The sequence below is a fragment of the Rhodococcus sp. FG69 genome, from assembly GCF_057808915.1.
This window is the reverse complement of sequence record NZ_JBMDIX010000017.1, coordinates 57,606-70,231: the sequence shown is the minus strand read 5'-3', so window position 1 is coordinate 70,231 and position 12,626 is coordinate 57,606. Positions and strand designations below refer to the sequence as shown.

Annotated in this window: 11 protein-coding genes; 8 read left to right on the top strand and 3 right to left on the bottom strand. The window is 64.0% G+C overall.

Going from position 1 to position 12,626, the window contains the following annotated elements:
* The first annotated feature begins 16 nt into the window (after positions 1-16).
* Positions 17-880 (top strand): SGNH/GDSL hydrolase family protein, encoded by an 864-nt coding sequence (locus ACODSO_RS15050; protein ID WP_489037547.1) that lies wholly within the window; start codon positions 17-19, stop codon positions 878-880.
* A 5-nt stretch (positions 881-885) separates the two neighbouring features.
* On the opposite strand, the gene ACODSO_RS15045 is transcribed toward ACODSO_RS15050, so the two are convergent.
* The 3 genes from ACODSO_RS15045 to ACODSO_RS15035 form a co-directional block, all read right to left on the bottom strand.
* Positions 886-1,701, bottom strand: coding sequence for a shikimate 5-dehydrogenase (locus ACODSO_RS15045; protein ID WP_489037545.1), 816 nt, complete (start codon positions 1,699-1,701; stop codon positions 886-888).
* A gap of 16 nt (positions 1,702-1,717) precedes the next feature.
* Entirely contained in the window at positions 1,718-2,386 is a 669-nt protein-coding gene (locus ACODSO_RS15040) for an HNH endonuclease family protein (RefSeq protein WP_489037596.1), read from the bottom strand.
* Positions 2,387-2,495: 109 nt separating this feature from the next.
* Entirely contained in the window at positions 2,496-3,401 is a 906-nt protein-coding gene (locus ACODSO_RS15035; protein ID WP_489037544.1) for an NADP-dependent oxidoreductase, read from the bottom strand.
* 140 nt (positions 3,402-3,541) lie between these two features.
* Between ACODSO_RS15035 and ACODSO_RS15030 the strand changes: the two genes are divergently transcribed.
* The 7 genes from ACODSO_RS15030 (at position 3,542) to ACODSO_RS15000 (ending at position 12,624) form a co-directional block, all read left to right on the top strand.
* Complete coding sequence (locus ACODSO_RS15030; protein ID WP_489037543.1) at positions 3,542-6,370, top strand: DEAD/DEAH box helicase; 2,829 nt, start codon at positions 3,542-3,544, stop codon at positions 6,368-6,370.
* Complete coding sequence (locus ACODSO_RS15025; RefSeq protein WP_489037542.1) at positions 6,370-7,122, top strand: SWIM zinc finger family protein; 753 nt, start codon at positions 6,370-6,372, stop codon at positions 7,120-7,122. The genes ACODSO_RS15030 and ACODSO_RS15025 overlap by 1 nt, the downstream gene beginning before the upstream one ends.
* A 132-nt stretch (positions 7,123-7,254) precedes the next feature.
* The gene (locus ACODSO_RS15020) at positions 7,255-8,760 is read left to right on the top strand and encodes a CoA-acylating methylmalonate-semialdehyde dehydrogenase (protein WP_489037541.1); all 1,506 of its coding nucleotides are present in this window, start codon (positions 7,255-7,257) and stop codon (positions 8,758-8,760) included.
* Between the two features lie 3 nt (positions 8,761-8,763).
* Positions 8,764-9,903, top strand: coding sequence for an isobutyryl-CoA dehydrogenase (locus tag ACODSO_RS15015; protein ID WP_489037540.1), 1,140 nt, complete (start codon positions 8,764-8,766; stop codon positions 9,901-9,903).
* Positions 9,900-10,946, top strand: coding sequence for an enoyl-CoA hydratase/isomerase family protein (locus tag ACODSO_RS15010; RefSeq protein ID WP_489037539.1), 1,047 nt, complete (start codon positions 9,900-9,902; stop codon positions 10,944-10,946). Before ACODSO_RS15015 ends, ACODSO_RS15010 begins: the two co-directional genes overlap by 4 nt.
* Positions 10,943-11,851, top strand: coding sequence for a 3-hydroxyisobutyrate dehydrogenase (gene mmsB / locus ACODSO_RS15005; protein ID WP_489037538.1), 909 nt, complete (start codon positions 10,943-10,945; stop codon positions 11,849-11,851). Before ACODSO_RS15010 ends, mmsB begins: the two co-directional genes overlap by 4 nt.
* A complete protein-coding gene (locus tag ACODSO_RS15000) occupies positions 11,848-12,624 on the top strand; it encodes an enoyl-CoA hydratase (RefSeq protein ID WP_489037537.1) in 777 nt (258 codons plus the stop codon). Before mmsB ends, ACODSO_RS15000 begins: the two co-directional genes overlap by 4 nt.
* Positions 12,625-12,626 lie beyond the last annotated feature (2 nt).

Below are 12,626 nucleotides of genomic sequence, written 5' to 3'. Positions count from 1 at the left end.
GCTCGCGGGAGGTTTCATGACACACCGTTCACGTGTACGTATCTGCGCTGCCGCGTTGCTCGCCGCACTTGCGGGCGCAGTCTCGGTGGCACCGCCTGCACACGCTGATGTCGTCGAGTACGTCAATCTGGGTGACAGTTTCAGCGCGGGAAGCGGCGTACTTCCGCTGGTGAGCGATGCCCCGCTTGCATGCCTGCGAAGCGAGAGAAATTTCGCGCGGGTCGTCGCGGAACAGCAGGGCTACGAGTTGATCGACGTCAGCTGTGGCGGGGCGTCCACCGAGGACTTCCGCTCCCGCCAGCACCCGGACACGCCGCCACAGCTCGATGCGCTGTCACCGTCGACCGATCTGGTCACGATGATGATCGGCGGCAACGACGGCGGCGTGTTCGCGGGGGCGATAAGTGAGTGCGTGCGGGCGGCGATCGGCGCGCCGGGAACCTCGAGTCCATGCGCGGACACGTTCGGCACTTCGTTCGTGGACACGATCGAACGCCAGACGTATCCCGCAATCGTCCAGGCGTTGTCGGACGTGCGCGACAGTGCCCCGGATGCGCACATCGTGATCGTCGGCTACCCGTGGCTCCTCCCGGCGCAGGGCACGTGCTCACCGAACATGCCGGTTGCGGATGGCGACGTGCCGTACCTCCGCACCCTGCAGACAACACTGAACACGGCGGTGTCGAGGGCGGCCTCGGAGACCGGTGCCACATTCGTCGACATGTCGGTCGTATCCGAAGGACACGACGGGTGTCAGCCGTCGGGGACCAGATGGATCGAACCGTTGGTGTTCTCGGAGCAGTTCGTACCCGTGCATCCGAATGCGCTCGGTGAGGCGGCGATCGCGGTCGAGGTGACGAAGGTGCTCGCACCGAGCTGATTCGCTCAGCGTCGCGAGAACTCCGACGCACGTCGGATCTGCTCATCGGTCGGACGCACTCCCGTGTAGAGAACGAATTGCTCGGCGGCCTGCAGAGCGATGACCTCGGCACCTGTCACGACGGGTTTTCCTGCGGCACGGGCTCGTACGATCAATGGTGTCTCCGACGGCATGGCCACGACGTCGAACACCGCATGTGCCGATTCGATCTGGGCGTCGGTGAACGGCGAGAGATCGGCGTCCGGGCCACCTGCCATGCCCACCGGGGTGACGTTGACCAGAAGGTCGGCCGCTACCGCCTCGGTCGAGTGCTCGTACCCGTATGCCCTCGCGAGCGCGGGACCTGTCTGCGGATTGCGCGCGACGACGGTTCCGCGCGTGAAGCCCGAATCTCTCAGTGCCGCAACGACAGCCTTCGCCATTCCGCCGCTTCCGGTGACTGCGACGGACCAGTCGGGCGAAAATCCGGAGGACTGCAGTAGATCCGCGACCGCCTGATAGTCGGTGTTGTAGGCATGCAGGATGCCGTTCTCGTTGACGATGGTGTTGACCGATTCGATCGCGCTGGCCGAATCGTGCATCACGTCCACCGCGGCGATGACATCTTCCTTGAACGGCATCGACACCGCGCACCCTCTGATGCCGAGGGCACGTACGCCTGCGATGGCAGCGGGCAGATCGGTCGTCGTGAACGCCTTGTAGACGAAGTCGATGTCGAGTTCGTCGTACAAATAGTTGTGGAAGCGGGTTCCGATGTTGCTCGGCCGCCCGGAGAGCGACATGCAGAGCTGAGTTTCACGGTTCAGGAAGCTGCGCGACATTGTCTGCACATTACGCTCAGCAGGCGTGCGCGATCGATGCGAGAGCGCGATGGTCGTCCTGCGTGATCGGAAGCTCGTACTGCGCTGCGACCGACAAGTATTTTCCGGCGTAGAAGCAGTGGTATGCGCCGTTCGGGGGCAACCACTGCGACGGTGTGCTGTCGCTCTTCGACTGGTTGTCGGTGCCGTTGACCGCCAACAGATTGAAGTCGATGTCGTTGGCGAACCGCACCCGCTTGTCCGGGGGCCAGCTGTTGGCGCCCATGTCCCACGCCGCGGACAGCGGGTAGACGTGGTCGATCTGAATCTCTCCGGCATCGGCCTTGGTGAAGCCGAGCTGCGCGCCGGAGTAGGGATCGGCCAGCGTGCCTTCGAGAACCACGCAGTTGTGGGTGCCATCGCGGAAGACCACGTTTGTCATGCTCCTGGCCAGGACATTGTCGCGGGTGCCGCACCCGTCGTGGCCGCCTGGTCCGTCGTAGTCGTCGGTCCAGGCGGGGCCGAAGACGCAGCCCTCGCCGCTCTTGCAGCCGCGCTCGTAGCCGACTGCATCCCCTCTGGCTGCGACGATCTGAACCCGGGCGAGCAGCTCCTCGATCTGGATGCGCGTGGGACTCCCCGGTGCGGGCGGGGGTGGTGAGAAGCCAGGGAGGCCGCCGATGTTGCACGAGCCGAACGCTGCCATCACCATGGCGGCAATCGCCATCAACAGCGCTATCCGCAGCTTTTTCACACACGCCCAATCGTTGTCACCGGTATTTGTGTACCGAGTGTGCCGTATTGCACCGACACGATCAGCCGACCTCGATGACGACCTTGCCCTGTACGTGTCCAGTCTCGACGAGAGCGAGTGCGTCGCCGGCTCGCTCCAGTGGAAACGTGTGGCCGATGTGCGGATCGAGGACACCGCTGGCCACCAGTTCGGCCAAGCGCGTGAACGCGTCGGACGATCGGTTGCGCACCACACCCGATCCGCCGAGCGATGCAGCAAGCACCGGATCGGCGACGCTGATGATCCGTGTTCCTGCTCGCATCGCCGGAGCGACGGCGCGCAGGGCCGCACCTCCGACGAGGTCGAGTACACCGTCCGGTCCGGTCGTGATTCGCTCGGCGTATTCGTCGCCGGACTCCACGAATTCTGCACCCAGGCTCGTCACCCACTCACGTTTGCCTGCACTGGCTACTCCGATGGTGTCGATGCCGTCGGCGCGCGCCAACTGAAGCGCCGCCGAGCCGACACCGCCACCTGCCCCGAGGACCAAGAGGGTGTCTTCCTTGCGCAGCGCGAGTTGTTCCAGGGCGTCGTAGGCGGTACCTGCTGCTACCGGCAGTGTCGCCGCCGCCGCGAACGTGACGTTCGCGGGCTTGTGCGCAGTTGCCGAGGCGTTGAGCACTGTGTATTGCGCGTACGCCCCGTGCCCGGCGGCAGTCGCGCCGAATACGTGGTCGCCCACCGAGAAGCCGTCGACGTGCGTACCCACCTGCACGATGGTCCCCGACACTTCGCGTCCGAGAACTGCGGGCAGAACCGTCTGCACGGTGTCCTTGCGGTTGCCCGCGCGTACCTTCCAGTCGGCCGGGTTCACCCCGGCCGCGTGCACCGCAACCAGCAGTTGTCCCTGTCCTGGATCGGCGATGGGCATGTCGAGGAAGTACTCCGTCTCCGGGCCACCGTATTCGCTGAATCCGTAGGCGATCATCCGTCCACTGTGCCAAACGTTCACCGATAAACGGGCGTGGAGCCACACTTGCGCGGTTTTCACGCGGGATCCCGCGCGCAGCGAGCGCAACTGTTGCACCACGCCCACCCGAGAAGTGTGGGTCCTGATTGGATGGGTGGATGCTGCACGGTCTCTGGTCTCCCGGTGCCGGGTTGATGCTGTGGGACGACGAGATCACCACTGGCAGCGAACCGGACTTGCCTGCCGCTCACGCGCATGCCCTGAGCAGGACGTTTCGACATCGCGTGCGAGTGGCGTTCCCGCCCGTCGACGGCGGGGAGCCGCAACTCGCACAGGTCCCCGCCATCGCGCTGGCACCTGTGGACGCAGTCGACTTGTTGCTCCGGACGCCGGAATCGCATGCGCTGATCTCCGGAGACCTGAGATATCTGGCACATGTGGCACGCGGAATCGAACGGTGGGTGCGCGCCGGCCGGGTCGTGCCGGCGTTGGAATTGATGGATGGTCAGTGGTGGCCGCGGTGGCGACTTGTCGGCGGTGAACGGCAGCGCGCGTGGCTCAGTGAGCTCGCCGTTGCGATGCCCCCGGTGCAGCGAGCCCAGGAGCGGCCCAAGAAGATCCTCGACGACATCATCCGCGAACTCACCGATCCGATCGTGAGATCGATTCTGGGACGACCGGATTCGGAGCACCCGTTGCTCTCGGCTCTCGTTCGCGACGACCCGTACTCCGATGGAACTCAGCAGATCTCGGCGTTGCTGGACAAGTGGCGCGGCAGTCTCACCGTCGACGAACCGTCGTTGGTGCTGCGGTTGCTCGAACCTGACGACGACAGCGAGGGCGACAGCGAGGGCGACGACAGTGAGGACGAGGCGTTCTGGACGCTGCAGGTGTGTCTTCGTGCGGACGGCGAGGCCCCGGTCCCGGTTCCGATGAGTCGCAAGGTCGATGCCACGCTGCTCTCGACTGCGGTGCGGAAACTCGGAGAGGCGGTCGCCGCATATCCGCGGCTGCGTGATCTGCCTTCCGAAGAGGGCACACTCGATCTTCTGCTACCCACGTCGGTGGTCATCGACCTCGTCGAGCACGGCGCAACCGCGCTGCAGGCCACCGGAACGACGGTGCTGTTGCCGAGAGCGTGGACCAGGTTGGATCCGTCGATGCGCTTGCGCGTCGAATCGCCCGCGGTCACCAAAGCCGCAGCCGATCGCGCGGTGGGTATGGACGAACTGGTGTCCTACGACTGGCAGCTTCAGCTCGGCGACATGGTGCTTTCCGAGGCCGAGATGAACCGCCTTGCCGTCTCCAAGGGTGACCTGGTGCGGCTGCGCGGACAGTGGGTGTTGGCCGACGGCGGGCAACTGGCCCGAGCAGCGAAGTACGTCGCGCAGCATCACGGCGACGGCACCCCGCTGAGCAAGTTGATGCGAGAGATGACTCTGGCGGACCCGCCGCCGGCGCCGGTCGAGGATATTCGCGCTACAGGTTGGGCGGCGACGCTGCTCGAACCCGGCGCGAGTCCCGAACCCATCCCGATGCCTGCGGGAGTGAACGCGACGCTGCGGCCGTACCAGCAGCGAGGTCTGGACTGGCTGGCGTTCATGAGTCGGCTCGGTCTCGGCGCGGTTCTCGCCGACGACATGGGACTCGGCAAGACTCTGCAGGTCCTCACTCTTCTTGCACACGAGCGCAGTACGACGCCGACGCTGCTGGTTGCGCCGATGTCGGTTGTCGGCAACTGGAAGCGCGAAGCGGAGAAGTTCACCCCCGGCTTGCGCGTCATGGTCCATCACGGTCCCGCGCGGCTCGAGGGCGAGGAGCTCGACAAGGCGATCGCCGAGCACGACCTCATCGTGACGACGTATGCACTCATGGCCAAGGACCGGGCGCAGCTGTCCGAGCAGACGTGGCGACGCGTCGTCCTCGACGAGGCTCAGCACATCAAGAATTCGGGCACCGTGCAGGCGAAGGCGGCTCTGGCGATTCCGGCGGAGCACAAGCTCGCGCTGACCGGAACGCCCGTCGAGAATCGACTCGACGAGTTGCGGTCCATTCTCGACTTCGCGAACCCCGGGATGCTCGGCAGACCGTCCGATTTCCGCAAGAGGTTTTCGGTGCCGATCGAACGCGAGAAGGACGAGGGCGCGGTGACCCGATTGCGGGCGATCACCTCGCCGTTCATCCTGCGCCGGGTCAAGACCGATCCGACGGTCATCTCGGATCTGCCGGACAAGAACGAGATGACCGTGCGCTCCAACCTGACTGCCGAGCAAGCCGGTCTGTACAAGGCGGTCGTCGACGAGATGATGGCGCAGATCGCCGACGCGAAGGGGATGAAGCGTAAGGGGGCGGTGCTGTCCGCGCTGACCCGTCTCAAGCAGGTGTGCAATCACCCCGCTCACTTCCTGTCCGACGGTTCGCCCGTCCTCAAGCGTGGCCAGCACCGATCCGGCAAGATCGGGCTGGTCGAGGACATGCTCGACGCCATCCTGGGAGACAACGAAAAAGCGTTGCTGTTCACGCAGTTTCGGGAGTTCGGCGAGATCGTCGCACCGTACTTCGCCGAGAGGTTCGGCACCGAGGTTCCGTTCCTGCACGGTGGGGTGACCAAGGCCAAGCGCGATGCGATGGTGGAGTCGTTCCAGAGCGAGGGCGGACCGCCCATCATGATGCTCTCGCTCAAGGCGGGCGGCACCGGGCTGAACTTGACTGCGGCGAATCACGTTGTGCACCTCGATCGATGGTGGAATCCGGCGGTGGAGAATCAGGCGACCGACCGGGCCTTCCGTATCGGGCAACGCAAGAACGTCGAGGTCCGCAAACTCTTGTGCGTCGGAACCGTCGAGGAGAGGATCGATTCGATGCTCGAATCGAAGAAGGACCTCGCCGACCTCGCTGTCGGCACCGGCGAGAACTGGGTCACGGAGATGGGTACCGCAGAGCTCCGGGAATTGTTCCGGCTCAGCGAGGACGCGGTGGGCGAGTGATGGCCGACTTCAGCCAGTACGGCAAGCGTCGAAAAGCAAAGGGCGGCATCGAGTCGCAGAACAAGCGCGGCGCCTTCGGTCAAACCTGGTGGGGCAGGCACTTCGTGACGGCGATGGAGGATCTGGCGGATCCGGGACGGATCGCTCGGGGCCGAACCTATGCGCGTCAGGGGCAGGTGCTCAATCTCGGGGTCGAACGTGGACAGATCTACGGTGAAGTCCAGGGCAGCCAGCTCGAGCCGTTCTCGGCCTCGGTCATGGTCGACCCACTGACCGACGGGCAGATCGCTGCGCTCGTCGAGCGGGTGAGGTCGAATCCGGGCATGCTGGCCGAACTCGCGTCCAACGCCATTCCGCAGGCGCTGGCGTCGGTGCTGCTGCCGCACGACAAAGGTCAGCTCGATTTCGATTGCAGCTGCCCGGACGACGGGTGGCCGTGCAAGCACGCGGCAGCGCTGATGTACATCGCTGCCGAACATATCGACGCCTCCGCAGCAACGATCCTGACGCTCCGCGGGGTCGACCTCGATCAGCTGATCGAAGGGGTCGGCGACGACGATGTCGAGATGGATCCGAGCGACTGGTTCTCGGACAAGGCGTCGTTCCCAGCGTTGCCGAAGGTGAGCTTCAGTGCGGTCCTGGACGACTTGGATCCGCTGATTCTGCGCAGGGTGTTTCGGGCCGATGGGTCCGATGAGGCCGAGGTCAGCCGGGCTGTAGCCGACTTGAGGTTGTTCTACGAACGCATGTGAGGCGGCTCCGCCGCCAGTGACGCGGTTAAGTGCAGCTGGGTGCGCTCATTCGTGCCACTGGGTAGACATACATGGAAGTCCGACTATAGGATGGGCACACTTCACCTCCTCGTATGTGTTAGGACGGATTTCATGGCTCGCGAACTCACTCACTTCATCGGCGGCAAGCACGTAGCAGGAGAGTCGGGCAACTTCGGCGACGTCTTCGACCCCAACACCGGTGAGGTTCAGGCGCTGGTGCCACTGGCCAGCGATGCCGAGGTCGAAGCCGCTATCGCCGACGCCGCGCAGGCGCAGGTCGAGTGGGCGAGCTGGAACCCGCAGCGCCGAGCACGCGTGTTGATGAAGTTCCTGCAGCTGATCAATCGCGACATGGACGAGATGGCCCGACTGCTCTCCAGCGAGCACGGCAAGACCATCGCCGACGCCAAGGGCGACATTCAGCGCGGCCTCGAGGTCGTCGAGTTCGCAGTCGGTATCCCGCATTTGCTCAAGGGTGAATACACCGAGGGTGCAGGCGGCGGTATCGACGTCTACTCCATGCGTCAGCCGCTCGGTGTGGTTGCCGGCATCACCCCGTTCAACTTCCCGGCCATGATTCCGCTGTGGAAGGCCGGCCCGGCGATCGCCTGCGGCAACGCATTCATCCTGAAGCCGTCCGAGCGTGACCCGTCCGTGCCGCTCAAGCTGGCCGAACTCTTCCTCGAAGCAGGCCTTCCGCCCGGCGTCTTCAACGTCGTCAACGGTGGCAAGAATGCTGTCGACGTGTTGCTGAACGACGATCGCGTCAAGGCCATCGGCTTCGTCGGGTCGACCCCGATCGCGCAGTACATCTATGAAGAGGCCGCAAAGAACGGCAAGCGCGCGCAGTGCTTCGGTGGCGCCAAGAACCACGCACTCGTCATGCCAGACGCTGATCTCGACCAGGTCGCCGACGCCCTCCTCGGTGCGGCGTACGGCTCGGCCGGTGAGCGCTGCATGGCCATTTCCGTGGCCGTGCCGGTGGGTGAAGAGACCGCGGATGCTCTCGTCGCCAAGCTGAAGGAACGTGTCGCGACGCTGAAGATCGGCCGCTCCGACGACGAGAACGCCGACTTCGGCCCGCTCGTCGGAAGCGACGCACTCAAGCGCGTCAACGACTACACACAGATCGGTATCGACGAGGGCGCCGAACTCGTCGTCGACGGCCGCGACTTCCGACTCGAAGGCCACGAGAACGGATTCTTCGCCGGCGCAACACTGTTCGACAAGGTCACCACGGACATGCGCATCTACAAGGAGGAGATCTTCGGACCCGTCCTGATCGTCGTCCGCGCCAAGGACTACGAAGATGCGCTCCGCCTCCCCAGCGAGCACGAATACGGCAATGGCGTCTCCATCTTCACCGGCGACGGTGACACCGCCCGCGACTTCTGCTCCCGCGTCCAGGTCGGCATGGTCGGCGTCAACGTTCCCATCCCAGTGCCGATCGCGTACCACACGTTCGGCGGTTGGAAGCGCTCCGGATTCGGCGATCTCAACCAGCACGGACCCGATTCGGTCCGCTTCTACACCAAGACCAAGACGGTCACGCAGCGCTGGCCGTCGGGCAAGAAAGAGGCAACCGCCAATCACTTCGTCATTCCAAACATGGACTGACGCATGTTCACCTTGACCGAGGACGAGCGTGCGATCAACGAGACGGCACGAGATTTCGCCGACGAGTTCCTCGCCCCCAATGCCGTCGAGTGGGACCAGAACAAGCACTTCCCGGTGGACGTGTTGCGCAAGGCTGCGGGACTGGGCATGGGCGGTATCTACATCGGTGAGGATGTCGGCGGATCCGGCCTGACCAGGCTGGATTCGGTCCGAATCTTCGAGCAACTTGCGACGGGCGATCCGTCCATCGCGGCGTACATCTCGATCCACAACATGGTGACGTGGATGATCGACACCTACGGAAACGACGAGCAGCGCCGCACCTGGGTGCCGGGCCTGTGCTCGATGGACCAGTTGGGCAGCTACTGCCTCACCGAGCCAGGAGCGGGTTCCGACGCAGCGGCTCTGAGCACCAAGGCTGTTCGCGACGGTGACGACTACATCCTCAACGGAGTCAAGCAATTCATCTCGGGAGCAGGAACATCCGACGTCTACGTCGTGATGGTGCGCACCGGGGATGCCGGGCCGAAGGGCATTTCCGCGATCATCGTCCCGAAGGATTCGCCGGGTCTGTCGTTCGGTGCGAACGAGAAGAAGATGGGGTGGAACGCCCAGCCGACGAGGCAGGTCGTCTTCGAAGACGTCCGGGTGCCGGCGGTCAACCTTCTCGGCAACGAAGGTGACGGCTTCCGCATTGCGATGAACGGCCTGAACGGCGGACGACTCAACATCGCAGCATGCTCGATCGGCGGTGCACAGTCCGCACTCGACAAGGCGATCGCGTACCTGTTGGAACGTAAGGCGTTCGGCGCACGGTTGCTCGACGCCCAGGCCTTGCAGTTCCGTTTGGCCGATATGAAGACCGAACTCGAGGCTGCGCGGACGATGCTGTGGAGGGCCGCGGACGCCCTGCAGGAGAACGCGCCCGACAAGGTCGAACTCTGTGCGATGGCAAAGAGATTCGCCACCGACACCGGTTTCCAGGTTGCCAACGACGCATTACAGTTACTCGGTGGTTACGGGTATCTTGCGGAGTACGGCGTCGAGAAGATCGTTCGTGATCTTCGCGTACACCAGATCCTCGAGGGAACCAACGAGATCATGCGAGTCGTGGTGGCTCGCTCGATAGTGGGAGCAGCATGACAGAGCCCGAAGTCTTGTTCGACGTCCGTGGCGGTGTCGGTCGGATCACGCTGAACCGGCCGAAAGCCATCAATGCGCTCAACCATGCGATGGTTCAGCAGATCGCCCCGCAGCTCGACGCGTGGGCAGTCGACGACGACATCGATCTGGTTCTGCTCGTCGGTGCCGGTGAGCGCGGACTCTGCGCGGGCGGCGATATCGTCTCGATCTATCACGACGCCAAAGAAGGTGGCTCGAGCACGAAGGACTTCTGGCGCGAGGAGTACATCCTCAACGCCGCGATCGCGCGATTCTCCAAGCCGTATGTCGCCATCATGGACGGCGTGGTCATGGGCGGTGGCGTCGGGTTGTCGGCGCATGGAAACACTCGTATCGTCACCGAGCGTTCGAAGATCGCGATGCCCGAGGTCGGGATCGGTTTCATCCCGGACGTCGGTGGCACGTACCTGCTGTCGCGTTCCCCGGGCGAACTGGGCACGCACCTCGGTTTGACGACGGCTCGGATGGACGCGGGTGACGCTATCGCTGCCGGCTTCGCCGATCACTACATGCCGTCGGGTAATCTCGAAAAGTTCTGCGAGGCACTGGAGACGGGCCTGCTCTCGGACGCGGTCGCCGAGTTCACCGAGGAAGCACCGGAGTCGACGCTCGAAGCCGCGCGAAGTTGGATCGACCGGTTCTACAGTGCCGACACGGTCGAGGAAATCGTCGACGGTCTACGAGGCAGTGGAATCGAAGACGCGGAGAAGGCTGCGAGCGACATCGAGTCGAAGTCGCCGGTGTCGTTGAAGGTGACGCTGAAGTCGCTTCGGCGTGCCGCTGCCGCGTCGTCGTTGGAGCAGGTGCTGGACGAGGAGTACCGCGTCTCGCTCGCAAGCCTCGACTCTCATGACCTGGTCGAAGGGATTCGCGCGCAGGTCGTGGAGAAGGACAGAAACCCGAAGTGGTCACCGGCAACGCTGGCGGAGGTCACTGCGGCCGACGTCGATCGGTACTTCGAGTCAGTGGGCACCGCAGAACTTGGACTGGGAGCAAACGTATGAGTGAGAAGACGATTGGGTTCATCGGCCTCGGGCACATGGGCGGCCCGATGGCAGCCAATCTGGTCAAAGCCGGATACACGGTGCGGGGGTTCGATCTCGTTCCCGCGGCGCTGACCCAGGCGAAGTCCGACGGCGTGACCGTCGTCGAGTCGGCTGTCGCCGCTGTCAAGGACGCCGACATCGTCGTCACGATGCTGCCGAACGGGCGTCTCGTGCTCGATCTGTACAAGGATCTGCTCCCGGCAGCTTCGCCTGGGACGTTGTTCGTCGACTCGTCGACCATCGACGTCGCCGACGCCCATGCCGCCCACAAGCTGGTGAACGAGGCCGGTCACCGCAGTCTCGACGCGCCTGTGTCCGGCGGAGTCGGGGGAGCGGCAGCCGGAACGCTGACGTTCATGGTCGGTGGCTCGGCGGAGGACTTCGATTCTGCTGCAGCAATTCTCGATGTGATGGGGCGCAAGGTCGTGCACTGCGGGTCGGCCGGTAACGGCCAAGCTGCCAAGATCTGCAACAACATGATCCTCGGCGTGTCCATGATCGCGATCAGCGAGGCGTTCGTTCTCGGCGAGAAGCTCGGGCTCAGTAATCAAGCGCTGTTCGACGTGGCATCGACCGCGTCGGGTCAGTGCTGGGCACTCACGACGAACTGCCCGGTGCCGGGGCCCGTTCCGACATCTCCCGCGAACAACGATTACAAGCCGGGATTCGCGGCCGCATTGATGGACAAGGATCTCGGTCTCGCAGCGAACGCGTTGCGCGACAACGGCGTCGAAGGTGTACTCGGGCTTCGGGCTGCGGAGATCTACGCACGATTCAAGGAGACGTCCGGCGGCGGCACCGATGTCGACTTCTCCGGCATCATCAACGACATCCGCGATCGCTCGACAGGGGCAGCCGAATGAGTGAGTACAACACGATCCTGCTCGAACGTCGTGGGCGCGTCGGCATCATCACCTTGAATCGCCCGAAAGCGCTGAATGCGTTGAACTCCGAGTTGATGCACGAGGTCGTCGCAGTAGTCGAGGACCTCGACCGCGACGAGGGAATCGGTGCAATTCTGATCACCGGATCCGAGAAGGCTTTCGCCGCCGGAGCGGACATCAAGGAGATGCAGCCGAAGTCCTATATGGATGTGTATCTCGACGATTTCTTCACTGCGTGGGATCGACTCAGCGCGGCGAGGACTCCCATCGTCGCAGCCGTGGCCGGGTACGCCCTCGGGGGTGGCTGTGAGCTGGCCATGCTGTGCGATGTGTTGATCGCAGCCGACAATGCCGTGTTCGGGCAGCCTGAGATCAAGCTCGGCGTCATTCCCGGGATCGGTGGCTCGCAACGACTCACGCGCGCTGTCGGCAAAGCGAAGGCCATGGAGATGTGCCTGACCGGCCGAAACATGAAGGTCGAGGAAGCCGAACGCGCAGGCCTTGTGTCGCGAATCGTCCCCGCAGCAGACCTGCTGGACGACGCCATTGCGACTGCGACGACCATCGCCGAGATGTCGTTGCCGATTGCGATGATGGCCAAGGACGCCGTGAATCGTTCTTTCGAATCCTCTCTGGCCGAGGGAGTTCGATTCGAGCGACGCCTGTTCCACTCGACGTTCGCGACCGAGGACCAGAAAGAGGGAATGGCCGCCTTCGTCGAGAAGCGTCAGGCGAAGTTCGTCAATCGGTGAGG